This window comes from Actinopolyspora mortivallis, from assembly GCF_003001495.1.
GTDB classification, from domain to species: domain Bacteria; phylum Actinomycetota; class Actinomycetes; order Mycobacteriales; family Pseudonocardiaceae; genus Actinopolyspora; species Actinopolyspora mortivallis_A.
Map to the genome: position 1 here is coordinate 75,577 of NZ_PVSR01000003.1, position 26,292 is coordinate 101,868.

Below are 26,292 nucleotides of genomic sequence, written 5' to 3' on the forward strand. Positions count from 1 at the left end.
GCTTGCCATTCGATAGCGTCTCGGCAACACCGGCCGTGTGGGTTCCCCGCAAGCCGCCCACGAGCGATAGTCTCCCCCGTGCGACGCGCCACGCACCGGCACGTGCGGAGACGGGTCGTCGAGCCCTCGTAGCTCAGACGGATAGAGCAAGAGACTTCTAATCTCTAGGTCGCAGGTTCGAATCCTGCCGGGGGCGCCACCAAGTCATCCCGTTGGCCCGTGACGGGAGGCCAGGTCGATCACCGTGGCGTGATCGCCAGCATCCTGTTCGTGGGGCAGATGTGGGGCACCACCGTGGTGCGAGTGCTCCGCACTCTCGAATCCTGTCCCACTCAGTGCCCCGCGGACGGCGTCCCCCTGGGTGTCGGCGAGGTGGGCGTAGCGCTGGGTCATGGTGATCGTCGAGTGCCCGGGTTGCGATCCTCGCCAGCCCCGGAGGGCTGGCGCCACTGCGGTTGAACAGGGATTTCCAGGGTAACCACACCTCGGCTGTGACAATCCTGTGACCGACACGCCGAACAAACGCTTCGAAACCTCGCGGCGTGTCGACACACGCTTCCACCTCCGAAGCCGTACATCGACACTCGCTGATGCTCTTGCCGGAAACTCAGAACACCAGCGGCGTACCGTGTCCCTAAGCAAGATCAAGGACACCCTAACCATCAGGCTTCTGAAAGCAGCTATTCGTGTAGCCAACATGCGTCTCTTGACTGATGTCAACGCGCTGCCACCCGACCTGGACCTCAGCCCCCGTGGTACAACCAGCCTCACTACCTACATGGAACACGGCTAGCACTGACCCACTCCGTCCGAAGTGAGTTCTCCTCGGATGAGCGACGACTTCGGCAAACACAAGAGGACCGGCTACGAGACTGGCACCCCTTGAAGCAACTCAGAATTCATGTACCTAGGGACATCAAGCAGGTACACCCCCATCCGATAAGCCACCAAGCGTGAGGTAGCGTAAACGTACCGTTCCAGAGTGGAGCGTGCGCTACGAAGAGGAGCGAACTCGTATGGGTTGGAGAGAGCAAAAACCAGGCCGCAAGGCCCCGGATCCTTGGTTCGTATTCGGAGCACTGTTGAATGCAGCGCGGTTAGTAGTGGAACTAGCCAGACACCTGGGAGGAAACCTGCTTCGGTAGTCCACGTAGCGGCAACTACACAGAAGACTACCGAAGCATTGACTGACTGCACCCCACTGGAGAGACACTGGAGAGACAGCAGTCATGTAGCTAACTAGCAATACCAGTGTATCGTCCTCTGAATCGCATGCGATATATGGGCACCATCGCTGCTTCGCCTATACTATTTTAGCTGGCCAAGTGCTTATATGCTCATGGCAATCGCACTGCTCTAGTGGTTGGGGTCTTCTCCCGGGAAGACCCCAACCAAGTAGGACAACCGCTGATGTTCCTGGTTACATTTTGCGATCCTCGTCAGCCTTCAGAAGCTAACGCCACATGCTGCGCCCAGAGTACTCATTACGACAGTCATAATGTTGCCCCCCCTCGCCAATGTCACCAGCGTTACGTCATTGCAGCAACTGAGCAGGGGTCTTCCAGCCAGCCACACCCTACTTGCACCGCCTTCAGGTCGACATACCGAACAGACACTTCGGAACTTCACGGCATGTAGGAACAAGCCTGCTTCTCTGACGTCAGTACTGCCTTTTGTCGTATTATCCCGGAACGAACACAGGACTCATGCCCACTCATGTTCACCGCGCCACGACCAATGCTGGCACATCCCACCACGCTCTCGGGCGTCTCGACCTCCAATCACTGGCTCTCCCGCCAGCTCCGGGCATCCACTTGAGAACCTCCCGGGGTTTCGGGACACGCTTGGGGTTCCCAAGCGGCCTTGCGGTCCTTCCTCACCCCCGAAGCAGGGCCGGGTGATCGCTGTCGGTTGTTCGCGATACGTTCCTGGCCGATTCCGGTGAGTGAAGTAACCGACTGGGGTGAGTGGTGTACGCACACAGCGTCAACATCAACGGCGACAGACACGGCTTCTCGGAACACGCGCGTGCCACCGCGGAGCTGGCCGCCCGGTTCGCGGAACCGTTCGGGTACGCCGAGCTGGCATACGCCCTCGGCCTGTTCCACGACTGTGGGAAAGCTCGGTGCGCGTGGCAGGAAAAGCTGCTGCGAGTCGAGGGCACCGACGAACCGGTCGGCGTTCCTCACAAGGATCTGGGAACACACCTGCTGAAACCAGCGGCGGGCATCGCCGCGATGGCGATCCACGGCCACCACGGCGGGCTCTCCAACCGGGAAGAGCTGAAGGAGTTGGATCCGGAGGACGGTGACCTCACCGACGAGCCGGTGAAGCGCTTCCTCGAAGCCCTCCCCGAGGCGAAGGAATTCCTGGACCTGCCGGTGAACTCACTGCTTCCGCAGGAGTGGGCCGGTTCCCGGCTGCTGGCCGACCTGGGGATGCGGCTGGTGTTCTCCGCCCTGGTGGACGCCGATCATCTCGACACCTCGGCACACTTCGACGGCCTCGAGGCGCCACGGGTCTCCCCCGACACCGACATGTCCGCCCTCCGCGACACATTCGAACGAGCCCGTCAGAAGCGAATCGCGGACAGCGAGGACTCCCTGATCAACCGGGTCCGCGAGGAGGTCTACCGCACGGCGGTCTCATACGCGATGGGGCCGACAAGCATCTACGGCATGCCCGCCCCGACCGGGATCGGCAAGACCCTCACCAGTGCCGGTTTCGGGCTGCACCACGCGGCCGCGCACGGCAAGAAACGGGTGATCGTGGCGGTTCCGTTCACCACCGTCACCGCTCAGAACGCGGCCGAGTACCGGGAAATGCTCGGCGCGGAGAACGTGCTGGAGCACCACTCGGCCGTTCGCATGCCGGAGGAGGACCGGCAGGCGCTGAAGTACCGACACGCAGCGGAGAACTGGGACAGCCCGTTCGTCGTGACCACCACGGTGCAGCTGTTCGACTCGTTGTTCTCCCGCAACCCCGCCAGGATGCGCAAGCTGCACCGCCTCGCCGACTCGGTGATCATTCTCGACGAGGTGCAGGCCCTGCCGCTTCCCGTACTCACTCCGATTCTCGATGCGCTGCGCACCCTCTCGGAACACTTCGGAACGACCGTGCTGCTCACCTCGGCGACCTTGCCCTCGTTCCAGAGCCTCGACGTCTGGCGGGACCTGGAAATTCCCGAGATCGTTGATGCCCCGGCCGAACTGTTCGAGCGGATGCGCCGGGTGAATTACGAGTGGTGGCTCGACCCGCGGCCCACGTTGTCGGAGGTCGCCGACCACGCCGCCGAGCACGAGCAGGTGCTGCTGGTCGTGAACACGACCGATGACGCGAGGAGGATCTACCAGCACTGGAAGGAGTCCGGCCTCGAGAACATCGTCCACCTCTCGAACAGGATGTGCGGAGCACACCTGAAAACCCAGCTCGACGAAGTACGTACCCGGCTCACCTCCGGTGAGCCGGTCCGCGTGGTGTCCACGCAGCTCATCGAGGCCGGTGTGGACATCGACAGTCCGGTGGTCTACCGCGCCATGGCACCGGCCGACTCGTTGCAGCAGGCAGCGGGGCGAGCCAACAGGGAGGGCAAGGGAGCGGAGTTCGGACGAGTGATCATCTTTGATGCTTCGGACATGTCGCAGCCCGCCGGCTACCGGATCGGAAGCGATATCACGCGCCAGTACTTCGGTCCACAGTCCGACGGCTCGGTGATCGACCCGGACAACCTGGAGGTCCTGGACAGTTACTACCAGGTGCTGTACCGGCGTTCCAACACGGAAAACGCCGACCGCGCCACCGCGATTCAGGAAAACCGTTCGAAGCTGGATTTCCAGGCAGTGGCGGAAGGACCGCTGCGGCCGTCCCCCTCAGGGGGACAGGTACGCGAACCGTCCCTGGCGTTCCGGATGCTCGACGACGACACCGTTCCGGTGGTGGCGATCAAATACGACCCCGAGGCCGAGCGGCGCCTCAACCGTCTGCTCAGCGAGCCGGAGCGGAGCGGACCACTGCTGCGCGAGCTTCAACCCTACGTCGTGTCGCTGCCGCGTCGGCTCCTGCAGGATCCGGGGATCCAGGCGCTCTGCAAGCCCGTACTCGGTGACCTGCACGTGTGGGACCACAAGTACCACAAGGCCTACGGCATCGACACCTCGACCCTGATCGAAAGGAATGTCTTTTGAATCGGGAACTGCCGAAATCCCCCGAAGGAGCCCCACCTCTGACCGTTCAGGTCTGGGGTAAGGGAGCTCTGTTCACCCGCCCGGAACTCAAGGTGGAGCGGGTCACCTACCCCGTGATGACACCGACCGCCGCCATCGGCGTGCTCGAAGCGATCTTCTGGAAACCGGAATTCGGTTGGCGGCCGGTGGCCATCGACGTGCTCGAGCCGATCCACCAGTTCACCCAGAAACGCAACGAGACCACCGACCTGGTCATGCTGGAGGACGCGGTCAAGCACGGGACCACGGTGGACTCACCGGGCAAGCGGACCCAGCGGAACTCGGTGTGTTTGCGCAAAGTTTCCTATCGCATTCATGCCCACGTGGAGCTCCGGGAACACGCCACGAAACCCGAGGCGGCTTACCGCGACCAGTTCCGGCGGCGGGTGGAACGCGGCCAGTGCTTCCACCAGCCCTACCTCGGGACACGCGAGTTCAGCGCGCACTTCGGCCCCGCGGACGACACCACTCCGGAGCCGATCACCGCCGACCTGGGGATCATGCTGCACAGCGTGCACTACGGCGAGAAGTCCCCGTCGTTCTCCTGGTTCACCGCCAGGCTGGAATCCGGCCGGATGCACATCCCCCGCACGGGCATCAACGCGGGCGTCCCGGTGGAGGCGTGATGCTGCTGCAACGCCTGGTCGAGTACGCGAAGCAACACACCACCACACAGCCCTTCCACCGACGGCGTGAGTTCCGCTGGCAACTCGCGTTGTACAGCGAGAACCGCCGCGAGCCCCGGCTCGCTTCCCTCGTGGACCCGGACGACAAGAAGTCGCGCGGCCCCGCGCATCTGGCTCCGGCCGTGACCCGCACCGTCGGCATAGCGCCGCATCTGGGCGCCGACGACGTGCAGTACGTCCTCGGATGGGGCGACGACACCACCGACCCCGAACGGGTGCGCCAGTGCCACGAGGCCTTCGTACGACTCATCGAGGAGTGGGCCAACAGCGCGGCCGACACGGACGCCGCCGCCCGTGTCGTGCGGGAGTTCTACGCCAACGGCGGCGTGAACGAGCTGGCGGTTCCGCAGGAACCGTACACCGCCAAGCAGGGCGTGCTCATCACCGTGGACGAGGTTCCGATCATCGAGCACGAGTCGCTGCGCCGGTTCTGGGTGCAGGAAGTGGCCAGGCGCAAGAGCGGCGGCAACGAGGGGCTCTGCCTGGTGTGCGGCCAACACGCCCCGTTGGCCGAAACCATCCCCGGCAAACTGGCCAAACGGCTCGTCCCCGGAGCGGGTAACGATCCGGCGCTGGTCAGCGTGAACGAGATGGTGTTCGGCTACGGACTGACGAAGGGCCTGCGCAACACACCGATCTGCTTCGACTGCGGCGACGCGGTCAACACCGGTCTCACCCACCTGCTCGACTCCGAGCACGTCGTGCGCTTTCCACGGCAGGACAGCGCCATGGCGTGGTGGACTCTCGGAGAGCCCGACGACGACTTCCTGTCGGCGATGTCGACTCGGCCGAACGCCGACTCGGTCACCAGGTTGATCAGCCGGATGCACAACGGGCAGCTCGGTGCTGCCGGCAAACGTGCCGAGGAGTTCTCCGGGGACCGGTTCTGCTCGGTCACGCTGGGCGGAAACTCCTCGCGGGTCGTGATCCGCGACTGGATCGACAGACCGCTCGAGGAGGTCATGCGCAATCTCGCCCGGTGGTACGAGGACATTCTCGTAGCTTCCCGCTGGGAAGCCGAGGCGGTGCCCAGCGGCTACTGGAGTTTGGTGCTGGCCACCGGCAAGTGGGACTCGGAACGCAGGACGTATGCCGACCTGACCTCGAACTCAGCCCACCGTCCCGAGCACGTGCAGCGTGACCTGCTGAGCAGTTGTCTCCGGCGCAGCCCGCTGCCCACCTCGGTGCTGCACCACGTGCTGGGACGCGTCGCCGCGGACGGTCACCTCGATGTTCCGCGAGCAGCGCTGCTGCGCCTGGCGCTGCGTCGTCATCCTTCCAAGGAGGTTCCCATGTCACCAGGTCTGGACGAGAACCGCACGGACACGCCGTACGTGTCCGGCAGGATCTTCGCCCATCTCGAACAGATCCAGTACCACGCCAGCGACGGGCAGCTGAACGCCACTTTCGGCGACCGATTCCTGTCCTCGGCGATCGGGAATCCGACGCCGGCCATCCTCGCCGGTGAGAAGCTCGCCACTTCGTGGCTGGCCAAGCTGCGGCGTCGCGGGGACACCAAGGCCAAGGCCAACGCACTCGGGCAGAAGTTGTCCGAGCTTCACAGGCTGATCGATTCGGAACACGGCACGACCGGGTACCTCTCGCCCGATCAGCAGGCGATGTTCCTGCTGGGCTACCACCACCAGAAGGCCCACGACATGGACCAGGCCCGCAAACACAAAGCCGAGAAGGACTCGGGCTCGGAGTCCGAGGCCGAAAACTGACCACCCACTACTTCCCCGGAAAGGAACCGGCAATGGCCATCGAACCGCACCTCGACCCGACCGTCCGCCACGACATGGTGTTCCTCTTCGACGTCGCCGACGGCAACCCCAACGGCGACCCCGACTTCGACAACCGGCCTCGCATGGACGAGGAAACCGGGCACGGCCTGGTGACCGACGTGGCGATCAAGCGCAAGGTGCGCGACAGCCTGCCCATGGCCGCCCAGGGCACCGACAACGAGGACCGCTACGGCATCTTCGTCGAAGCCGGTCATGCACTGAACACCAAGCTGGGCGCCTCCAAGACCGAGACCGGTTTGGACAAGAAGAAGTCCCTCACCGACGAGGACCGGAAAACGGCGCGCTCCTGGCTGACCGAGCGCTATGCGGACATCCGCCTGTTCGGGGCCGTGCTCAACACCGGAACCACCAAGGACCTCGGCCAGATCTACGGCCCGGTGCAGGTAACCAACGCCCGCAGCGTCGATCCGGTGATGCCGCAGCACCACGCCATAACCCGTATCACCCAGACCAAGCAGGAGGACATCGACAGGGGCGAGACCACCGAGATGGGCGGCAAGTGGACCGTTCCCTACGCGCTCTACCGGGCCGAGATCTACTACTCCGCCAGCCGCGGCCAGCAGACCGGCGTGGACAGCACGGACCTGGAGCTGTTCTACCGCACGCTGGCCATGATGTTCGATCACGATCGTTCCTCCACACGTGGAACCATGACCGCACGCGGGTTGTACGTGTTCAGCCACGACAACGCGTTCGGCAGCGCCCCCGCGCACACCCTGCTCAACAGGGTGGATATCCCCTCGGCCGTGAAAGCCGGGAAGACGCCTCGTGGTTTCGGCGACTACACCGTCAACGTGGCCGACGACGACCTGCCGCGCGGAGTGACGATGACCAAGGTCGTCGCCTGATGTACCCGGTGGAAAGAGCGGACGAACCCGCGTGGTCGAGCATCCCGATCGCCGCGATCGAGCACTACGCCTACTGCCCCCGGCAGGCCGCTCTGATTCACCTCGAACGCTACTTCGAGGACAGCGCGGAGACGGCGCGAGGGCAGATCGCCCACAGCGCCGTCGATCGCGGCGATTCGAGAACGAGCAGATCGGGACAGCGACGCTGGACCGCCTTACCCGTGTGGGATGACGACCTCGGCGTCCACGGCATCTGTGACGTGGTGGAGTTCGGTGCCGACGGTCCTGTGCCGGTGGAGCACAAGTCCGGCAGCTACCGCCCCGGAAGCGCGGCGGATCTGCAGGTGGCCGCGCAGGTGCTGTGCCTGCGCGGCATGTTCGACGCCCCTGTTCCGAAGGGCATCGTCTTCGCGGGCAAGCACCGACGGCGTCACGAGGTGACTGTCGACGACTCGCTCGGGAACCGACTACGCGAAACCGTGACCGAACTGCGGGAAATGCTGCGCTCCGAGGTGGTTCCCGAGGCGGTCAACGACTCGCGATGCGATCGGTGCTCGTTGCGCACGGGGTGCATGCCCGAAGCGAACGTCCGGCCTTCCGCCTCGCTGTTCACACCACTACCCCTGGGGGAATGGGATGACTGAAGTGCTGAAAACGTTGTTCCTGACCACGCCGGGAACGAGTCTTCACCTGGAGGGGGACACCGTCCGGATACACCATCCGGAAAAACCGGGACGGAACGTGCTGCCGCTGGTACGGATCGACCAGTTCGTGGTCTGGCGGGGTGTGGAGGTCAGCAACGAGCTGATGCATCGCTGCGCCAAGGACTCCAGGGGAATCACGTGGCTGAGCCGCAACGGACGCTTCCTGCACCGCACGACAGGCCCGCAGAACGGGAATCCGGTGGTGCGGCTCGAACAGGTCAGGGCCTACGACGACTCCCGGCGGCTGGAACTGGCGAAGGCCTTCCTGGCGGGCAAGATCCAGAACTATCGCCAGCTGCTGTTGCGTACGGCCCGCGACGCCTCGGGAGAGCGCAAGGAGAAGCTCCGCGAAATCGCGCAGCGGCACGCGGAGTCGCTGCAGACCCTCTCGGAGAGCCCATCCGTCAGCGAGGTTCTCGGTGTCGAGGGCAAGGCGGGGCAGGACTACTTCCAGGAAGGCATGCCGAAGCTCGCCCCCGGTGTCTTTCCGGGACGTAACCGGAGGCCACCGCAGGACACGTTCAACTGCCTGCTGTCGTTCGGGTACGGCATGCTGCGGGTCGCGGTCGAGGGTGCTCTGGAGCAGGTTGGGCTCGATCCCTACATCGGCTACCTGCACGGAGTGCGTTCCGGTCAGCCCTCACTCGCGTTGGACCTGATGGAGGAGTTCCGTGCCATGCTCGTCGACCGCCTGGTGGCGACCCTCTACAACCGGGGGCAGGTGAAGCCGGCGCACACCGAGAGTCTGCCCAGCGGAGAGGTTCGGTTGACCGATGAGGGACGCACCATGTTCCTCGAGCAGTGGTCGAAGGCACGGGAGCGCTCCTGGAGGCACAGTGAGTTGGGGCGAGACGTGCCCGCGGCCACGCTCCCGCTGATCCAGGCACGTTTCCTCGCGCGCTACCTGCGCGGGGACCAACCGGGCTACACCCCGTGGATTGCGAGCTGACCGTGGAGCTGCTGATCACCTACGACGTGGACACCACCACCCCGGAGGGGCGCCGCCGGCTCAGGCACGTGGCCAAGGCGTGTGAGGCATACGGGATCCGTGTGCAGAAGTCCGTGTTCGAGGTCGTCTGCCGTCGCTCCGACTGGATGTACATGAAGCAGCGACTCAACGAGATCATCGACCCGGCCGAGGACAGCATCCGGATCTACGCTCTCGACCGTGGGAGCTTCGCGGCGGCCGAGCACATGGGGCAGTCGCCGCCCGCGCCGCACGACACGCCGCTGGTGTTCTGAACTTCCGGCAAGAACATGATCGAGTGTCGATGTACGGCTTCGGAAGTGCAAGCGTGTCTCGACACGCCGCGAGGTTCCCAAGCACCTGCTCGGCGTGTCGGTCACGGGATAGTCACAGCGGCGAGGTGGCTAACCTGGAAACCCCTGTTCAACTGCCACAGGTGGCGCCAGCCCTCCGGGGCTGGCGAGGATCGCAACGGCTTGGTGCGCAGGTGTCGGACCCACTCCTCGACGTGTGGCGCCAGCCTTCCGGGGCTGGCGAGGATCGCAACCACATCCACCACAACGAACGCCACTGGTGGGGACAGTGGCGCCAGCCCTCCGGGGCTGGCGAGGATCGCAGCCTGGATCTCTCCGCAGAAGTGGGACGCCTGCCAGGACGGTGGCGCCACATCGGTTACCTCGGCGGCGGGAACTCGGCGACCGCCGTGTTCCAGTCGAAGGTGGCCAGACCGTCCGCGCCGCGGCCGGTGAGAACATCCGGGTCGAGCAGCCGGACACCGGCCTCGACCAACGAGCGAGCAGTGGTCGGGTAGGCCGGATGTCGGCGCAGCACGGGTTTCACGCAGGGTGCGGCGGTGGGAGTCGGCACCACACACCTCCCAGCCCACCCCGTGCAGCAGCCCGACCGGTTCGGCCAGCTCGCGCACCGGCGGCGCAGCCGCACCGATCAGACACACCACAGACTTGTCCGATCCGGTCATTGCAGCACCCCGCACGTGGGGCCAGCGGCCGCAGGTCCGACGTGGCCGAGCGGGCACAACGGCGTCGCATCATCGAGGCGGCCAGCGGCATCCCCACCGGGTTCACCGAACTCGACCGGCTCACCAACGGGCCGCAGCCGGGACAGCTCGCCGTCGTGGCGGCCAGGCCGGGACTGGGCACCCGCACCCGCCCCGGATCGCTTGCCCGATCTGCGGACTTCTCACCGCCACCTCCAAGAGCGGAACCCTGTACCGCCACTGGTCACGAATCCGCGGACGGAGCGACGCCCTTTGCCCAGGCGGAAAAACCCGAACTGCACGACCGCGCGGCGAAGGCGGCCCTCACCGAGGTCGGCTCCGAGATGAACGCCCACGGGCTCGGCTTTCTGCACTGGCTGTCGGTGACGCTGGCGACTGCCACCGTGCATGAGTCCTTCGACAACGAGTTCCACGACCCGTCTTGATACTGACCTTCTCCTCCGGGAGAACGAACCGCGCGGACGATGAGGGAGCACTGTGGCCGTCTTGCTTGTCCGGGGACCTTTGGGACTCCTCGAGAGATTTCGATCGTCGGTCTCAGCGCTTGTCAGCGGCCTCTGCCTCTGCCGTCTTCGGGTGGCCGGTGGAAGGTGTTGTCGGGATCGGCTGTGCTGGTCATGAGGAAGAGACCTCCGCGGCATCGAGGGTTGGGGTTCGTTGGCGGGGTTGGAAGCGGCTGGCGACGAGGGCCAGCACGGTGATGATGACGACGAGCAGACTCGCCGCCAGGGTGATGGGGTGTCCGGCAATGCGTTCGACCACGAAGCTGGTGACCGGAACGAGCGTGATCAACCCCATCGCGATCACTGGCGGGGTTCGACTCATGCCGACTTGGTACAGCGCGAGTGGGGCGATGATCCCGAGCACCGCGAAGACGACGATCTCGGACCAGGAGAGGTGCTCGGCCGAGGTTGCCTCAGGCACCACCCACACGGCCGCCGTGGCGAGCAGGTAGGTCAGGTGGTAGCGGACGGCGAGCACGTCGACCGAGCGGACGCCGCGTGAGCCGAGCTTGCGGGTGAGTGCCGAAATGGTCGTCATGCCGAGTCCAGCCATCATGGCTAGTCCGATGCCGAACAGGAAGTCGATGGGTGTGGTCGCGGCGATGTCGTATTGGATCAGTCCGAAGGCCACGCTGGCCACGAGCAGGGCAACCACGATCAGCCATTGGTAGACCGTGCTGCGGCGGCCCCACAGTGCGAGGGCGACGGCGGGGGCGATGCCGGATTCGACGCCGGCGACGACCGAGGCGGGGATCCAGACCAGCGCGGTGTAGAAGGACAGGAAGGTTACCGCAGTAGCGACGTTGAGAGCGATCGCGTCGCTGGGCGGCACTGCCTTTCCGGGTTTGTCGGTACCGGTGGCTTTCTGCGCCACGATCGCCCCGAACGCGGCCAGGGCGAACGCGACAGCACTGAAACGCAGGGACTCGGACACGGTCAGCCCCACGCCGAGCAGCGCGTTGCACCCTCCTTGGAGTAGGACACCGAGAATCAGGTAGCGCATGGCTGCACCCGAAAGAACTCACCGGCGTCTTCGAGGTCGTGGATGGCCCGCACCGAACTGGCGATCAAGGAGGCGTCCTCGTGTACGAAGTAAGCCACGCCGGTCTTGGCGGTGGTGAGTCGGATGTCCTGCAGGGGACGCCCGATTGTCGGCAGGCAGACCACGCTGTGAAAACCGGGCAGCCGGCGCAGGGTCTCCAGGCCGGGACTGCCAGCCAGGACCCCTTCGTTCGGGGACCGTAAGAATACCTTGCAGAGGGTGGCCTGCGGTTGGTAAGGGCGCGACATGCGCGTCGTGAAGTTGGTGGGAGAAAGTACCTGTTCGACGACAAGGTGCTGATGCGTGTAGCCGAAGGCCAGCATGTACGGGTCCGGATCCAATCGTGGTCCCATGACCCGTGAGTTCACCTCGACCAGTCGTGGCCCGTCCGGCGTCAGACGCACCTCGCTGTGGGCAGCTCCGTGCAGGATCTCGAGGGCGTCCAGACACGAAAAGGTGTAGTCGACGATCGCCTGGGCATCCTCATCGAGGTAGCTCAGGCTGGTGATGTGGCGCAGCACGGGTGAGCCACTGCGTTCGTCGATGTGTTCGTAGTAGATCTCACTGAGGTAGTGCTGCCCGAACGAGGAGACCGTGTTGACGATGTATTGCGGCCCCTCGGCGTAGTCCTGGATCAGTACGGAGGTGTTGGGCTGTCCCATCAGGTTCGACTGACCGAGCAGACTCTCAACGGTCGGTACGATCTTTTCGCTCTGAGTGACGAGCGAGCAGCCGTCCCCACCAGCGCTTTCCCTCGGCTTGACGATGTGTGGCCGGTGTGGTGCGTTCATCCGGCTGACCACGTCGGCGGCCTCAGCAACACTGCTGACCTCATGAGTACGTAGGGAAGGTACTCCGGCTTCCTCCAGGGCGCGCTGCATCGCGGGCTTGCTACGGCGAGCCTCACGCTTGTAGGAACCGTGGTGGGCCATGCCGAGATGGTCGGCGATTTCGCTGGCCCGGGTAACTCCGAACTCGCTGGCGGCGACGACCTCGGTCACACCGAGATGCTCAAGTTCTGCGTAGTCACCAGTCTCGGAGAGCACCAGTGATCGGGGGTGCGGGTCCGCCGCTGCCCGGTCAGCGAATTCTGTGCCGTACGCGTGGACAGTTTCGGCACCCGACTCGGCAAACGCGGCCGCTAGGAACGATCCGGAGGACACCGGGTCAATCAGCAGCACGGACATAAGTCTCTCTTTCGGTGGTCCTGTCGAGGATGCTGTCTGCCACCTCCGCCGCCTGAAGGGTGGCGGTGCGCAGATAGTTCACGATGGGAGTGCGGGTGTGGGCAGCCGAACCGATCGCCCAGACCGGCCAGGCGACGTCGCCGGCCCACACGCGGAGGTCGATGTCGAGTCGGGCGGCCGCGTTTCCGTCCTCTTCGGTATCGAACACCAGGTCGTCATGTCCGATTCCGGGTTGGACGGTCGGCAACGTAGGCGGGAGGAAGCCAGTGGCGTTGAGCACCGCGTCGTAGGTCTCGGTGAGGCCGGAGTCCCAGCTCACGTCCGAGTGCGAATCGCTGTGGGTAAGCCTGTCCGGTACTCCTCGGCGCACTTCGAGGCGTCCCTCACGCATCGCCGCCAGAAGGATGCGCGCGTTGTGAAGCGGCATGGCCGAGACATAGCGCGCCAAGAGACGCGCATGGTCAGCACGGAAACTCTTGACATCGGCGCTGCTCCACCCTCTCGCGCTGGCGTTCAACTCATCGATGAACGGCCCCACCAAGTCCTGCCAGGGTGCCTGATCGGCTTCAGCGAGAGCGACCTCCTCGGCCAGCTTGGGCTCCGGGGCGGCGTCGGTGTGCGCGGGAATTGCGGGTGCGGCCACGACGTTGTGGCCCCGCGGTGGTGTGGGGGCGCAGGACAACCGGGTACGCACCGCTGGAAGCAGGCCGGACGGCGAGCACATCACCACGTCGTTGCCTGCGGCGAGGGCGGTAACCGCAGCGTCGATCGCGGAGAGCTTGGTGCCGAGTACAAGCACCCGGCCAGTGCTGGTGCCCGGATTCGTCCGCACGGGCTCGACTGCGGTCTCCTCACCGCGGCAACTGCCTGCTACGTCGGTGTGACGCCGACTCAGCCCCATGGCGAGCACCACACTGCGAGCACGCAGCACACGTCCTTCGTCGGTGTGTACCTCGACGGGCGTGGACCCGCCGTTGGCGAGGGCCATTCTCCGGCAGCGGCCTTTGACGTGCCGGACCTCACCGCCGGTTTGGCGCATCATGGTGCCGGTGCGGAGGTAGCGCTCGCGGCAGTATTGCGCCACCAGATATCGAGGTACGAAGCTGTCGGGGCCGAAGTTCCAGCCACGACGGTGCAGGTAGCGTTCGAAGTCATACGGGTCGTCAACGTCGAGCGACATCACTCCCACCGGCGTGTTGGTGAGCAGCATCGGGTCAGCGAACCCGAACGCTCGACCGAACCCGATCTCTTCGGGGTCGACCAGCGCGATTCGGCTCGAAGGGTTCCGGGCGGAATAAGCTGTCAGTGCCGCAATTCCGCTGGCCCCGCCGCCGATGATCACGAGATCAAAGGTTATTTCCACAGCGAGAACCTCTTCGTCGACGGGTCCAGCACCTCGCGTGGATCGGTCACGAACAGACCACCCGCCGTGAGAATTCTCTTGTCCCCGCTAATCATTTCGGAAGAATCAGCAACCTGACCGAACACATCGAGACAGGTCACCTCGTCGACGGAATTATCGAACATCGGAAAACGCACAGTAGCGACAGTTATCAATTGCGCGCCCGGGCATGAGCTGAGCCTGTCGGCGCTATGTCAACACCCGAGCATTGGAAACCGGTTTCACAGAGCACGGTCAGATCGCGGCCGTCTCCGCAGCCGAGATCAACCATCGTCATAGCGCCCCGACCCCGGAGGTTCTCAATCGTGGGATTGAGAACCGGAATAGGATTGTCCTGCCATAACGGATCCATCCCCTGCTGGTAAACGTCCTCCCACCCGTTCTGCGAGGTGGAAACGGAAACCGACGTCATTAAAGCATCCCTCTACACCCAGTTCGCGTAATTACACCTGCATGGACCAACGTTGTACGTGATCGTCACGACGAAGACGACCACAAGTCAAGAAGACTTCCCACAGGGCGAGAAAAGAGTGATGCAGACAACATACCCATTGTCGCTTCGTCACCAGCTCGTCACCGCTACGACAATCTCGAGTTGAGCATGGAAAACGAGGTTACAAGCAGCCAGATCCATCTCGTCCACCTCGGCGGCCGCAGTTGCGAACTCGATGCCTTGCGTACCCTCTGCTGTGGGCCGTGTGGACCATCAATGACGACTCATACGCACAGATCACCGCCGAAGCGATACGACTCCGGAAGGCTCTGGTCGATGGACCGGAGGTGAACCGGCACCAGCTCTCCGGGGTTGGACCAGCCACGAGCCTGGATCAGGGTCGAACTGTGTCGTAATAGGTCTCCTTGAACGGGGCGGTCCACCCCAGAAGTCTGCCCACCAGGGTGGTGACACACCCATCCAGACGGGATTCCCACACGCCAAGACACCGCGCTGTCGCCGGAGTCACCCAGTTCGGCACAGATACTCACCGCGCGATCCTGGATGGGGGCGATCCATCGGCCACCGAAGAAACAGTCGACCGCGCCGAGCACCACGACGAGAACAGCGACGATCGCCCTACCCAGCATCGGTGCTCGCACCTCCTGAGCCGATCCGGACGGCACCGATTCCGGTCCTGCCCGAGAGCAGACCCCTGAAGGGGATACGTCCCCACTGCGGCTGTCGGCAGATCCGACAAGCGGCGGGGCTGGCACGCTCGTCCCGGTCGCAGGTTCGAACCCTGCCGGGGGCGCCACCATCACCATCCCGTTGACCTGCGACGGGAGGCCAGGTCGATCACGAGGACTTCGACGAACCACGGCGGGACGCGGACCTGCTTCGCGAAGACACCCGCATTGCGTCGAACACCGCCGACGCGGAGACTGTGGTGGAGCTGGCACCCCAGATCCGCCCCTCCGAGGCCCAACGACGGCGAAAGGCACACAGCGATGAAACGGGTTCCTCCCACCGGAGTCTCGGCCGCGATCCCGGTCGGACTGTTCCTGGTGTGGCTGGTGATCGGTGCCCCGAGGTGGGTGCTGTGGACTCTCGGAACACTGGCCGGGGTCTCGGTGGCAGTCGAAACCACGAGACTGGTGGTGCTGCGCAAGTCCTGACCCCGAGCCGCACGACCGTGACCCACCGTCTTTCGAGCAGGACGTGAACCACCCGGCGCTGCCGCGCACCGGCGGAACCGCACTCCCCACGCGAAGCCAGGCCTCCGAAGTCGACTCCAACGACCGCGGAGTACCGACCACCTCACCCGCTCACCCAGCGATACCGGTGTTCGGGCCGTCCCGCCGAGCCGTAGCGCAGACTCAGCTCCACCGTGCCCACCTCGCTGAAATGGTCGAGATACCGACGCGCGCTCACCCGGGACAGCCCGGATCTGCGGGCCACCTCCGTGGCCGAGAGGTCCGAGTCCGCCGCCCGCAGGGTCTCGCTCACCAGCCGCGCCGTCACGGCGGAAAGTCCCTTCGGCAGCTCGGTCCCGCTCCCGCCGGAACGCGGCAACCCGTACGCCCGGTCCACCTCCGCCTGCTCGGCCTCGGTCACGGCGTCGAGTCTGCGCCGGGCCTCGGCGTAGCTCTCCAGTCGGACCCGCAACTCGTTGAACGGGAACGGTTTCAGCAGGTAGTTCACGGCCCCGCCCTGCATGGAGGCCCGCACCGTCTCCACGTCGCGGACGGCGGTGATCACGAGCACGTCCACCGCCCGCGCACTGCCGCGCAGTTTCTGCAACACCCGCACCCCGGACTCGTCCGGCAGGTAGAGGTCCAACAGCACCAGGTCGGGGGACAGCTGTTCGGTCAGTCGCAGCGCCTCCGCCGCCGAGTGCGCGGTCCCCACGGTTTCGAATCCCTCCATGGTGCCCACGAACCTGCGGTGGTTCTCGGCGACCAGCACGTCGTCGTCGACCACGAGCACACGAATCACTCCGACCCCTCCGGAATCCCTCTTCGAGCGGTGGCCGAAACCGGGGTCCGCTCCCCACGCCGTTCTTCCTCCGGGTGCGTGGGCAGCAGGGCGGTGAACACGGCTCCTCCGTCGCTGTCGGCGCGCACCCAGCCGCCCCGGTTGCGGCAGGTCTGCCGGACCAGGGCCAGTCCCAGACCTCCCGTGCCGCCCCGTTCGGCCACCTTCGTGGTGAACCCGGCGCGGAACACCTCCTCCACCAGCTCGGGAGCTATTCCCGCGCCCGAGTCGCCCACTTCGACCCACGTGGCCGCCGTTCCGTTCTCCTCCGTCGACAGCAACCGGACACGCACCCGCCCGCCCGGTTCCTCCAGCGACTCCAGGGCGTTGTCGATCAGATTGCCCACCACGAGAATCAGATCGTCCCGCGCCGTGGACCCGGGTAGCGCGTCCAGGGAGGTCTCCGGGTCCAGCACGAACTCCGCACCGCGTTCGGTCGCCGCGGCCGACTTGGCCAGCAACAGCGCGGAGACCGCCGTGTCCCGGACACGTGTGGTGAGTTCGGCGGTGAAACTGCCGTGGGTGTCGCTGAGTTCGGCCACGAACTCCCGTGCCCGTTCGTGCTCGCCCAGTTCCAGCAACCCCGCGATGGTGTGAATGCGGTTCGAGAACTCGTGCGCCTGGGCGCGCAGCGCGTCGGTGGTGGTTCGCGCCCCGTCCAGTTCCCGCGCCAACCGGTCCAGCTGGGTGCGGTCGCGCATGGTCACCACCGACCCTCCGTCCCTGCTGTCCACCCGCACCGGCATCCGGTTCAGGGCGAGCACCCGTCCCGCGCGCAGCACGATCTGGTCCGTGCCGCCCGCCTCCCCGGCCAACACCTCGTGCAGCCTTTCCGGAAGCCCGAGTTCGTCCAGATCGCGTCCCTCGACGTCGCCGACAAGCCCCAGCAGTCTGCGTGCCTCGTCGTTCACCAGCGTGATCCGCCCGGAGGGATCGAGGGCGACCACCCCCTCCTTCAGCGCGTGCAGCATGGCCAGCCGGTGTTCGACGAGCGTTCCGATCTCCTCCGCGGCCAGACCGAAGGTCTGACGGCGCATGCGGCGGAAGACGAGATACGTGCCCAGACCTCCGAGCAGCACCAGCACGAGCACCGTCCCCAGCAGTTCCGGCAGGCTGCGGGCCACCTCCTCGCTGACCGTGGAAACGGGAACCCCGACCGAGACGACCCCGATGACGGTTCCCGTGTCGTCGAGCACGGGAACCTTCGCCCGCATCGACCGTCCCGTGGTGCCCGTCTGTATGCCGGTCCAGGGCTCACCGGCCAGGGCGGGGGAAGCGTCGGTGGACAGGTGTTCGCCGATCCGGTCGGGGTCGGGATGGGAGTAGCGGATCTGCTTCCTGTTCGCCACCACGATGAACGAGGCGCCGGTGGCCCTGCGGACCCGTTCGGCCAACGGGGCGATCGTGCGTTCCGGACGCGGATCGTCGAAGGCCTGCCGGACCGTGTTCAACGTGGCCACCGACTCGGCGATGGCCAACACCCGCTGCGCGTACTGCTCGTCGAGTTCGGCGCGGGTGTCTCGCCACCAGAACAGGCCGCTGGCTGCCAGGGCGAGCACCACGAGCACCAGTTGCAGCACGAAGAGCTGCCCGGCCAGCGGCCAGCGGCGGCCGCCACGGCGGCGGCAGGGATTGTCCCCGTCGACAGTGTCCATTCCCCTCACGGTCGGGCACCGCACCGGCACGAGGGCAGTACCGGGTGAACCACGTCACAAGAGATCGGCGCGTGACCGACCCGGCCTCGTGACCACAACGACCACTACTGAACTTATGACCACCACGTTTCCCCCGAACGGGTGTGACCCACACCCTGTGATCCACAGCTCTCGACGTGCTGCTTCTCCGGACACCACAGGGAAAGAACCATGGCAGGACGACCGACTCTCCGCGTGACAGCCGCGGTCCTGGGCGTGGTCATCGTGGGAGGCGGACTCGCGGACGCCCACACGAAGGCCGCGGAGGGAACCGGACCACGGGACAAGCTGCACCTGGTCGCCCCGGCCTCCCCGGGAGGGGGTTGGGACACCGTCGCCCGCGAGATCCAGGGCGCGGTCGACGCCCACGACCTCTCCGGGACCACGGAGGTGCTCAACATCCCCGGCGCGGGCGGGACCATCGGTCTCTCCCGACTGGCCCAGCAGGAGGGGCGGGCCAACCGGTTGATGATGACCGGGGCGGTCATGACGGGGGCGATCCAGACCACCGACTCGGCGGTGACCCTGGACGACGTCACTCCGATCGCGCGCATGGCCGACGACTACGAGGCGGTGGTGGTTCCCTCCGACTCCCCGTACCGCACGGTGGACGACCTCATGGCCGCGTGGCGACAGCACCCCCGGGCCGTCGTGGTGGGAGGCGGCTCGGCGGGAGGAACCGACCACCTGTTCGCGGGGATGCTGCTGCACGCCTCCGGAGTGGACACCTCCCGGCTCAACTACGTCGCCTACCCCGGTGGGGGTGAGGTGGTCACGGGCCTGCTCGACGGAGGACTGGACGTGGGGGTCTCCAGTTACCAGGACTTCGCCGGACAGATCGAGGCGGGCAACCTGCGCGCCCTGGGGATCTCCGCACCGGAACCACTGGAGAAGGTCGACGTCCCGACCTTCGTGGAACAGGGTGTGGACGTGACGCTGGCCAACTGGCGCGGGGTCGTCGCCGCCCCCGGTATCACCCCCGAGCAGCGTGCCGAGCTGGAACGGATCGTCGAGTGGGTGCACCGCACCGGGCAGTGGCGACGTGCGGTGCGTCGCAACGGCTGGAAGGACACCTTCCGGACGGGGGCCGCGTTCGAGCGGTTCCTCGACTCCGAGACCGCACGCATCGGCCGGATCAGTGAGGAGCTCGGACTGTCATGAGCGCTTCCACCCACCGAACCGCCCTCTCCGACGGCGGTTCCGCCAGGAACACCCGACGGTTCCCGGTCGGAGGAGGCGAGTTCCCCGTCGGGGCCGCCGTGTCCGTGCTCGGCGGGTTCCTGCTGGTGCGCACCGCCGCGATGGACGTGCCGTCCTCGGTCAGCTTCCTCGGACCGCGTTTCTTCCCCGCGGTGGTCGGAACCCTGCTGCTCCTGCTGGGCGTCGCGCTGGCCGTGCGGGCGCTACTGACGAGGGGCTCCTCCTCACACGACGGTTCGGCCGAATCCGAGGCCACGGAAAACACCGGAGGAAGCGGCCGGAAACCGTTGCTGTTGACGGCAGCGAGTCTGCTGGCGCACCTGCTCCTGTTGCGCCCGGCCGGGTGGATCATCGCGGGGGCCGTGCTGTTCTGGGGGGTCTCCTGCGCCCTCGGCAGTGCCCACCGGCTGCGGGACCTGGGGATCTCCGTGGTCGTTGCCGCCTCGGTGCAGCTGGCCTTCTCCGCCGTGCTCGGCCTGCCCCTGCCCTCCGGTGTCCTGATGGGGGTGTTCTGAGTGGACACGCTGTCGCTGCTCGGCGGAGGGTTCGCCGAAGCGCTCACCCCGTTGAACCTGCTGCTGTGCCTGGTCGGGGTGCTGCTGGGCACGGTGGTCGGTGTGTTGCCCGGACTCGGCACGGCCATGGCGATCGCCCTGCTCGTGCCCGTCACCTTCCGGCTGGAACCGACGGGGGCGTTCATCATGTTCGCCGGGGTCTACTTCGGCGGGCAGTTCGGCGGGGCCACCACGGCGATCCTGCTCAACACTCCGGGTCAGAGCTCCTCGATGGCGACCGCTTTCGAGGGATTCCCGATGGCGAAGAACCGCCGGGCGCCGCAGGCGCTGGCCACGGCGGTCCTCGGGTCCTTCCTCGCCAGCCTCGTCGCGGTCACACTCGTGGTGTTCTTCTCCCCGCTCATGGTGGAGCTCGCCGTCGGGTTCGGCCCTCCGGAGTACTTCGCGCTGGCGGTGCTGGCCTTCCTCGCGGTCTCGGCCGTGGTCACCGGCGACGTGCTGCGTGGCATGACCGCGCTGTCCCTCGGTCTGGCGCTGTCCGTGGTCGGCATCGACGAACAGAGCGGGGCCGTGCGCTTCACCCTGGGAAGCGCCCAGCTGCTCGACGGGATCAGCATCGTGGTCGTCACGGTGGGGCTGCTCGCCGTCGGCGAGGTGCTGCACGTCGCCGCGCGTTCCCACCGCGAACCGGTCACCGAGACGATCTCCTCCGGCAGACCCTGGTTGAGCCGCCGGGACCTGAGACGCTGCTGGGGACCGTGGCTGCGGGGCACCGCGCTCGGTGTTCCGTTCGGGGTGATCCCCGCAGGCGGGGCCGAGATACCGACCTTCCTGTCCTACGGCGCGGAGAAGTCCCTGGCAGCCCGACGCGGCGACGGCGAGTTCGGGAAGGGCGCCATAGAGGGGGTGGCCGGGCCGGAGGCGGCGAACAACGCCACGACCGCCACCTCGCTCGTGCCGCTGCTCGGACTCGGGCTGCCCACCTCGGCGACCGCGGCGATCATGCTCGGAGCGTTCCAGCAGTACGGGATGCGGCCGGGGCCGTTGCTGTTCTCCCAGGAGTCCGATCTGGTGTGGGCGTTGTTGGCCAGTCTGTTCGTCGGCAGCGTGATGCTGCTGGCGCTGAACCTGCCCTTCGCCCCGCTCTGGGCGAGGTTGCTGCGCATACCGCGGAACTACCTCTACGCGGGGATCGTCGTCTTCGCCACCCTGGGTGTCTACACCACCAGGTCCTCGGTGTTCGACGTGCTGCTGCTCTACGTGATGGGTGCGCTCGGCTTCCTGCTGCGTCGCCACGGTTTCCCGATCGCGCCGGTACTCATCGGGGTCATCCTGGGACCACTGGCCGAGACCTCGCTGCGTCGGGCCATGGCCATGAGCCAGGGCGACCCCGGGGTGCTGGTGTCCGGGCCGTTCACCATCGTGATCCACACGCTGGTGCTCGTCACGGTGATCGCTTCCGTGGTGTACCGGCTGCGCCGCCGCCGAACCGGGTGAGGCACCTCGGTGGAGCACCGGAACGGACGTTCCACCGGGGAGCCTTGTCGGATCCTCCCGGTGGCGGGCGTGACCACCACCGGGGGCAGGGCGTCGTGGTCCCGCTTCCGCGTCCACGGAGGAGCTGGTCCGGACGTACCACTGTGGCCACACGTTCTTCACCGCCTCATTGACCGGTGTTGGCCGAGGCTTGCCACGCTGCGGAGGCGACACACCCCAGCACGTGAGGAGGACGCTCGTGCGACGCCTCTGCACCATTCTCACCACCACGCTGTCCGTCATGACCCTGTCGGTGGTCACCACGGCAACGGCCACCGCCTACCCGCCCACCCCGCCGGGAGAAACCACGGCGCGTGAGCAGCTCGGGGAGCTCGTGGTGCGTTCCGAGGGATCCATGGACGGCTACGACAGGGACAGGTTCCCCCACTGGTCCCGGCAGTCCGGAAGCTGCGACACCCGGGAGACCGTGCTGAAGCGGGACGGCAGCGGCGTCTCCGTCGGCGAGGACTGCTACCCCACTTCGGGAAGCTGGTACAGCGTCTACGACAGCAGGTGGGTGGACGAACCCGCCGAGGTGCACATCGACCACGTGGTCCCCCTGGCCGAGTCCTGGCGTTCCGGAACGGCGGACTGGAGCGACGCCCGGCGGGAGGACTTCGCCAATGATCTGGACACCCAGCAGTTGATCGCGGTCTCCGCGGAGTCCAATCTCTCCAAGAGCGACGACGACCCGGCGGAGTGGCAGCCGACGAACACCGGATACCACTGCGTGTACGCGCGCAGCTGGATCAACGTCAAACACGTGTGGGACCTGAGCGTCGACCCGGCGGAGAAGAACGCGCTCTCCGCCATGCTCGACGACTGCTGATCCTTTTCCGAGGGGAATTCGGCGGGTGAGGTCGTGGAAGTCCTCACCCGCTTTCCTCTCCCGAAGAGGGAAACGGGGCCGCGTGTTCCGTCGGCGCGGGATCATCGCCGGCCGGGGTGATTCTCACCCCTCGACACCGCGAGGTACCCGGTGGGAACGGGAGAATTGGGTATCGTTGTTCGGACAGCCGGTTCTTTCCGGTCCCAGCGGTTTCGGAGGTACTCGGGAATGGACCAGCACGGCTCCCCACCTCGGGAGGAACCCCGGACGGACCGCCCGAACGCGGCCAGAATGTACGACTACTACCTCGGCGGTTCCACCAATTTCGCCGCCGACCGCGAGGCGGCCGAGGCGGGAGCGGCCGCCATGCCGCACGCCCGGCAGTACGCTCGCGCCAACCGCGCCTTCCTGCAACGGGCGGTCACCCACCTGGCCGAGCTCGGGATGGACCAGTTCCTCGATCTGGGCTCGGGGATACCGACCGTCGGCAACGTGCACGAGATCGCCCGTGGGGTCAACCCCCACGCCCGGGTCGCCTACGTCGACCACGACCCCGTGGCGGTGGCCCACGCCCAGCGGCTGCTGGGCGAGCACCCGGAGGTCACGATCACGCTGGGAGACATCCGTGATCCGCGCACGGTGCTGAACGCTGCCGGGGTGGCCGGGCTGCTGGACTTCACCCGTCCGGTCGGGTTGCTGGCGGTGGCGGTGTTGCCCTTCGTCCCGGACCAGACCGAGGCCCGCGAGGTGCTGGCCGCCTACCGGGCCGCCTGTGTGCCCGGCAGCTACCTGGTGCTGTCCCACATCTCCGCGCTGTCCGCGACACGACAGCAGGTGGCCGCCGCCGAGGAGGTCATGGCCCGCACCCCCACCCCGGTGAGGTGGCGTCCACCGGAGGAGATCGCGGAGCTGCTGGAGGGGGTCGAACCGGTGGAGCCCGGTCTGGTTCCGCTGCCCCGCTGGCGTCCGGACACTCCCCCCACCCAGGAGGACGTGGACGAGGCCAACGCCTACGGGGCCGTCGGGCGCATCGGCTGAGCCCCTCAACCACGCTGCCGGGGCACGGGGTCGGGATAGCCGAACCTCATCAGGATGTGCGGCTCGCCCACCAGACCGAGCCGTTCTGCCAGGCCACGACGCACCTCGGAGAGGTGGAGCGGTTGGGTGATCACCGAGGCCGCCAGCCCCAGGCTGGTGGCGGTCAACCACGCCAACTGCATCGCCTCCCCGGTACGGAGGTGGTCGTCCCTGGCGTCGGACTCCGTGGAAAGCACCATCACCGCCTCCCGCTCGATCCACTCGGCGAGTCGCTGCTCGTCGGGCAGCCGGGTTCCCGAGGTGGTCAGTCCCACGGCGGGCACCCCCTCGCTGGCGAGCTCGTCCTCGCGGGTGGAGGCGTGTCCTCCCACCGATGACCCTCCGGTCATCCACATGGCCAGCTCACGCTGGTAGTGCCGGTCCTTGCGGTGCACCCTGGCCGCGTACCCGAGCAGCTCCGCCAGGTTCCGCGCGTCGTCCGGCCCGCTGAGCCACCTGGCCCGTACCCCGGAGGAGGAGCCCGCCGCCAACAGGGCCTCCCGGGCCACGTGGGCCAACCCCTGGTCGTGGAAGGGGCGGCGGTAGCTGCTGCGACGAGTGATGGCCCGGAAACGCTGCCCCTCCAACACCGTGGGGTCACGCCGCTGCGTCCCGGTCACCCTGCCCACGAGATCCGCTTCCTCCGAGTCCGTGGGGCGGTTCAGCTCGGCCTCCCACCCGATCCCCCGCACCGCCAGGAACAGGTTGGTCAGCGCGGCGCCGCAGGACAGTCGCCGGTCCCTGCCCTCGGGGTCGTGCTGTTCCAGCGCCACGGTCGGACGCTCGTACAGCCGTGCGGTGTGCTCCCGCACGACGAGGGACCACGGTTGTGTGTTGTGGACCGACGGGGCCCGTCCCACCGCCTGTTCGAGGGTGTGGACTTCGTCGGCGGTCCATCCCCGGTCTCCGGTGGTCGTACCGGCTCGTCGCCGGTGCGGTCTCAGCCAGCTCATGGTCGACACCCTCCGGCGCGGTTGGGGGACGAGGTTCCGGCGGCTCCCGACGGGCCCGTCGAGGACGGACCCCGGCTTCGTCGCACGAGGCCCGGTCGGGGCCACTATCCCGCCCTGAGCGCTTCGACGCACCTCGGCGACGGGCCTGCCGCGTTGCGCGGGGAATCCGGTGAACACTCTTGTCGCGCTCCCGGGAGATCGCTACCGTACTAAAACTTACAGCGTTAGTTACTTAGGACACACCCAGGGTTCCCAACCTCCGACACGAAGGGTGCACAGCGATGGCCGGTTCCACGACCACGCAGTCCAGACGAGTGGCCTTCGCCAGCCTGATCGGCACCACGATCGAGTGGTACGACTTCTTCATCTACGGCACCGCCGCCTCACTCGTGTTCAACAAGCTGTTCTTCCCCAACTACGACCCCGTGGTGGGCGCGCTCGCCGCGTTCGCCTCCTTCGCCGTCGGTTTCCTCGCCCGGCCGCTCGGAGGGGTGATCTTCTCCCACTTCGGTGACCGGCTGGGACGCAAACCCATGCTGATCTGGTCGCTGATGCTCATGGGAGTGGCGACCATCCTGATCGGCGCGCTGCCCGCCTACGAACACATCGGGATCTGGGCTCCGATCCTGCTGGTGACCCTGCGCTTCGCCCAGGGGATCGGCGTGGGAGGCGAATGGGGCGGAGCCGCGCTGATGGCCGTCGAACACGCCCCGGCCAACCGACGCGGTTTCTACGGCGCCTGGCCCCAGGTCGGCGTGCCCGCCGGACTGCTGCTCGGCAACACGACCTTCTCGATCGTCTCGGCCAGCGTGACCGACGAGCAGTTCCACGCCTGGGGGTGGCGGATCCCCTTCCTGTTCAGCGCCCTGCTCATCGTGCTCGGCTTCTTCATCCGGCTGAGCATCAGCGAGAGCCCCGTGTTCGAGAAGGTGATGAACACCAAGGAGAAGGTCCGCGTCCCCGTCCTGGAAGCCCTGCGTTCGCACCCGAGGACGATCCTGCTGGCCACGGGAACCTTTCTCGGCACCCACGCCACCTTCTACGTCACCAGTACCTGGCTGGTCTTCTACACCACCGAGGAAGGCCTCTTCGAACGCACCACCGTGCTCAACGCCAACTCACTGCTGAGCTTCGTCGACATCCCGTTCATGATCCTCTTCGGGCTGCTCTCCGACTACCTGGGAAGAAGGCGGATGATACTCGGCGGGATGGCCGTCATGGCGCTGTTCGCGCTGCCGTACATGCTGTTGGTCGACACCGGCTCGATCACGCTCTACCTGCTCGGCGGCATGATCCTGCAGCTGTGCCGCACCTCGGTGTACGGACCGCAGTCGGCCTACTTCTCCGAGCTGTTCTCCACCCGGCTGCGCTACAGCGGGATCTCCATCAGCTACCAGCTGGCCTCGATCCTCGGCGGGGGCATAGCCCCGATGATCTGCACCTGGCTGTACGCGAGCACGAACTCCCCGGTGGCCATCGCGGGCTACATGGCGGCGCTGGCCGTGATCTCCTGCGGATCGGCGTACCTGCTCACCGAGACCTACCGGACGGATCTCACCGACGACCCCGCCGCCCGGGAACGGAACACGGCGGACCCGGCGGTCTCCGGCTAGGCTCCGGATCGCACGGTTCC

The 26,292-nt window shown here is 66.4% G+C and carries 21 protein-coding genes, 1 tRNA gene and 1 pseudogene; 16 read left to right on the forward strand and 7 right to left on the reverse strand.

Annotated features, from left to right (window positions below):
- The first annotated feature begins 122 nt into the window (after positions 1–122).
- The 8 genes from CEP50_RS04125 (at position 123) to cas2 (ending at position 9,508) form a co-directional block, all read left to right on the forward strand.
- Positions 123–199, forward strand: a tRNA-Arg gene (locus tag CEP50_RS04125).
- Positions 200–1,970: 1,771 nt separating this feature from the next.
- Positions 1,971–4,184 carry a CRISPR-associated helicase/endonuclease Cas3 gene (locus CEP50_RS04130; RefSeq protein ID WP_106112587.1) on the forward strand — a complete coding sequence of 738 codons (2,214 nt, stop codon included), beginning with the start codon at positions 1,971–1,973 and terminating at the stop codon, positions 4,182–4,184.
- Positions 4,181–4,849: a type I-C CRISPR-associated protein Cas5c gene (gene cas5c / locus CEP50_RS04135; protein ID WP_106112588.1), complete on the forward strand. Its 669-nt coding sequence runs from the start codon at positions 4,181–4,183 to the stop codon at positions 4,847–4,849. The genes CEP50_RS04130 and cas5c overlap by 4 nt, the downstream gene beginning before the upstream one ends.
- A complete protein-coding gene (cas8c, locus tag CEP50_RS04140; protein WP_106112589.1) occupies positions 4,849–6,633 on the forward strand; it encodes a type I-C CRISPR-associated protein Cas8c/Csd1 in 1,785 nt (594 codons plus the stop codon). The genes cas5c and cas8c overlap by 1 nt, the downstream gene beginning before the upstream one ends.
- 32 nt (positions 6,634–6,665) lie before the next feature.
- Positions 6,666–7,562 carry a type I-C CRISPR-associated protein Cas7/Csd2 gene (gene cas7c, locus CEP50_RS04145; RefSeq protein ID WP_106112590.1) on the forward strand — a complete coding sequence of 299 codons (897 nt, stop codon included), beginning with the start codon at positions 6,666–6,668 and terminating at the stop codon, positions 7,560–7,562.
- Positions 7,562–8,206, forward strand: coding sequence for a CRISPR-associated protein Cas4 (gene cas4 / locus CEP50_RS04150; protein WP_106112591.1), 645 nt, complete (start codon positions 7,562–7,564; stop codon positions 8,204–8,206). Before cas7c ends, cas4 begins: the two co-directional genes overlap by 1 nt.
- A complete protein-coding gene (gene cas1 / locus CEP50_RS04155; RefSeq protein ID WP_181188204.1) occupies positions 8,199–9,215 on the forward strand; it encodes a CRISPR-associated endonuclease Cas1 in 1,017 nt (338 codons plus the stop codon). The genes cas4 and cas1 overlap by 8 nt, the downstream gene beginning before the upstream one ends.
- A complete protein-coding gene (gene cas2 / locus CEP50_RS04160; protein ID WP_106112593.1) occupies positions 9,200–9,508 on the forward strand; it encodes a CRISPR-associated endonuclease Cas2 in 309 nt (102 codons plus the stop codon). The genes cas1 and cas2 overlap by 16 nt, the downstream gene beginning before the upstream one ends.
- Before the next feature lie 397 nt (positions 9,509–9,905).
- Here the strand turns inward: cas2 and CEP50_RS20470 are convergent, their stop codons facing one another.
- Positions 9,906–10,100 (reverse strand): hypothetical protein, encoded by a 195-nt coding sequence (locus CEP50_RS20470; protein WP_258174824.1) that lies wholly within the window; start codon positions 10,098–10,100, stop codon positions 9,906–9,908.
- Positions 10,101–10,295: 195 nt separating this feature from the next.
- On the opposite strand from CEP50_RS20470, the pseudogene CEP50_RS20850 reads away from it, so the two are divergent.
- Positions 10,296–10,427 (forward strand): annotated as a pseudogene (locus tag CEP50_RS20850) (DnaB-like helicase C-terminal domain-containing protein); the annotation flags it as partial.
- A gap of 439 nt (positions 10,428–10,866) precedes the next feature.
- On the opposite strand, the gene CEP50_RS04175 reads toward CEP50_RS20850, so the two are convergent.
- The 3 genes from CEP50_RS04175 to CEP50_RS04185 are packed head-to-tail and all read right to left on the reverse strand — an operon-like array spanning position 10,867 to position 14,325.
- Entirely contained in the window at positions 10,867–11,757 is an 891-nt protein-coding gene (locus CEP50_RS04175; protein WP_106112594.1) for a hypothetical protein, read from the reverse strand.
- Positions 11,745–12,977: an ATP-grasp domain-containing protein gene (locus CEP50_RS04180; RefSeq protein WP_219905308.1), complete on the reverse strand. Its 1,233-nt coding sequence runs from the start codon at positions 12,975–12,977 to the stop codon at positions 11,745–11,747. The genes CEP50_RS04175 and CEP50_RS04180 overlap by 13 nt, the downstream gene beginning before the upstream one ends.
- The gene (locus CEP50_RS04185; protein WP_181188205.1) at positions 12,964–14,325 is read right to left on the reverse strand and encodes an FAD/NAD(P)-binding protein; all 1,362 of its coding nucleotides are present in this window, start codon (positions 14,323–14,325) and stop codon (positions 12,964–12,966) included. Before CEP50_RS04185 ends, CEP50_RS04180 begins: the two co-directional genes overlap by 14 nt.
- 1,503 nt (positions 14,326–15,828) lie before the next feature.
- On the opposite strand from CEP50_RS04185, the gene CEP50_RS20035 reads away from it, so the two are divergent.
- On the forward strand, positions 15,829–15,996 hold the full coding sequence (locus tag CEP50_RS20035) for a hypothetical protein (RefSeq protein WP_181188206.1): 168 nt from the start codon (positions 15,829–15,831) through the stop codon (positions 15,994–15,996).
- A 142-nt stretch (positions 15,997–16,138) separates the two neighbouring features.
- On the opposite strand, the gene CEP50_RS04190 is transcribed toward CEP50_RS20035, so the two are convergent.
- Both CEP50_RS04190 and CEP50_RS04195 read right to left on the reverse strand, forming a co-directional pair.
- Positions 16,139–16,816: a response regulator gene (locus tag CEP50_RS04190; RefSeq protein ID WP_106112597.1), complete on the reverse strand. Its 678-nt coding sequence runs from the start codon at positions 16,814–16,816 to the stop codon at positions 16,139–16,141.
- Positions 16,813–18,510 (reverse strand): sensor histidine kinase, encoded by a 1,698-nt coding sequence (locus CEP50_RS04195; RefSeq protein WP_106112598.1) that lies wholly within the window; start codon positions 18,508–18,510, stop codon positions 16,813–16,815. Before CEP50_RS04195 ends, CEP50_RS04190 begins: the two co-directional genes overlap by 4 nt.
- Positions 18,511–18,744: 234 nt before the next feature.
- Here CEP50_RS04195 and CEP50_RS04200 point away from each other — a divergent pair, with 234 nt between their 5' ends.
- The 5 genes from CEP50_RS04200 to CEP50_RS04220 all read left to right on the forward strand — a co-directional run bounded on the left by CEP50_RS04200 (position 18,745) and on the right by CEP50_RS04220 (position 23,667).
- On the forward strand, positions 18,745–19,710 hold the full coding sequence (locus CEP50_RS04200; protein WP_258174828.1) for a Bug family tripartite tricarboxylate transporter substrate binding protein: 966 nt from the start codon (positions 18,745–18,747) through the stop codon (positions 19,708–19,710).
- Positions 19,707–20,264, forward strand: coding sequence for a tripartite tricarboxylate transporter TctB family protein (locus CEP50_RS04205; protein ID WP_106112600.1), 558 nt, complete (start codon positions 19,707–19,709; stop codon positions 20,262–20,264). Before CEP50_RS04200 ends, CEP50_RS04205 begins: the two co-directional genes overlap by 4 nt.
- Positions 20,265–21,761: a tripartite tricarboxylate transporter permease gene (locus CEP50_RS04210; RefSeq protein WP_106112601.1), complete on the forward strand. Its 1,497-nt coding sequence runs from the start codon at positions 20,265–20,267 to the stop codon at positions 21,759–21,761. It abuts the gene before it with no gap.
- A 238-nt stretch (positions 21,762–21,999) separates the two neighbouring features.
- Positions 22,000–22,629 (forward strand): HNH endonuclease family protein, encoded by a 630-nt coding sequence (locus CEP50_RS04215; protein WP_219905309.1) that lies wholly within the window; start codon positions 22,000–22,002, stop codon positions 22,627–22,629.
- Between the two features lie 228 nt (positions 22,630–22,857).
- Positions 22,858–23,667, forward strand: a complete 810-nt coding sequence (locus tag CEP50_RS04220; protein ID WP_106112602.1) for an SAM-dependent methyltransferase — start codon at positions 22,858–22,860, stop codon at positions 23,665–23,667.
- Positions 23,668–23,672: 5 nt separating this feature from the next.
- Here CEP50_RS04220 and CEP50_RS04225 read toward each other — a convergent pair whose 3' ends face one another.
- Positions 23,673–24,659, reverse strand: coding sequence for an Acg family FMN-binding oxidoreductase (locus CEP50_RS04225; RefSeq protein ID WP_106112603.1), 987 nt, complete (start codon positions 24,657–24,659; stop codon positions 23,673–23,675).
- A gap of 281 nt (positions 24,660–24,940) precedes the next feature.
- On the opposite strand from CEP50_RS04225, the gene CEP50_RS04230 reads away from it, so the two are divergent.
- A complete protein-coding gene (locus CEP50_RS04230) occupies positions 24,941–26,272 on the forward strand; it encodes an MFS transporter (RefSeq protein WP_106112604.1) in 1,332 nt (443 codons plus the stop codon).
- Positions 26,273–26,292 lie beyond the last annotated feature (20 nt).

Excerpts from the sequence above, each read along its gene's own strand:
- cas8c (WP_106112589.1), top strand. The coding sequence starts at position 4,849 with ATGCTGCTGCAACGCCTGGTCGAGTACGCGAAGCAACACACCACCACA.
- cas7c (WP_106112590.1), top strand. The coding sequence starts at position 6,666 with ATGGCCATCGAACCGCACCTCGACCCGACCGTCCGCCACGACATGGTG.
- cas4 (WP_106112591.1), top strand. The coding sequence starts at position 7,562 with ATGTACCCGGTGGAAAGAGCGGACGAACCCGCGTGGTCGAGCATCCCG.
- cas1 (WP_181188204.1), top strand. The coding sequence starts at position 8,199 with ATGACTGAAGTGCTGAAAACGTTGTTCCTGACCACGCCGGGAACGAGT.
- CEP50_RS04175 (WP_106112594.1), bottom strand. The coding sequence starts at position 11,757 with ATGCGCTACCTGATTCTCGGTGTCCTACTCCAAGGAGGGTGCAACGCG.
- CEP50_RS20035 (WP_181188206.1), top strand. The coding sequence starts at position 15,829 with ATGAAACGGGTTCCTCCCACCGGAGTCTCGGCCGCGATCCCGGTCGGA.
- CEP50_RS04195 (WP_106112598.1), bottom strand. The coding sequence starts at position 18,510 with ATGGACACTGTCGACGGGGACAATCCCTGCCGCCGCCGTGGCGGCCGC.
- CEP50_RS04205 (WP_106112600.1), top strand. The coding sequence starts at position 19,707 with ATGAGCGCTTCCACCCACCGAACCGCCCTCTCCGACGGCGGTTCCGCC.
- CEP50_RS04220 (WP_106112602.1), top strand. The coding sequence starts at position 22,858 with ATGGACCAGCACGGCTCCCCACCTCGGGAGGAACCCCGGACGGACCGC.
- CEP50_RS04225 (WP_106112603.1), bottom strand. The coding sequence starts at position 24,659 with ATGAGCTGGCTGAGACCGCACCGGCGACGAGCCGGTACGACCACCGGA.
- CEP50_RS04230 (WP_106112604.1), top strand. The coding sequence starts at position 24,941 with ATGGCCGGTTCCACGACCACGCAGTCCAGACGAGTGGCCTTCGCCAGC.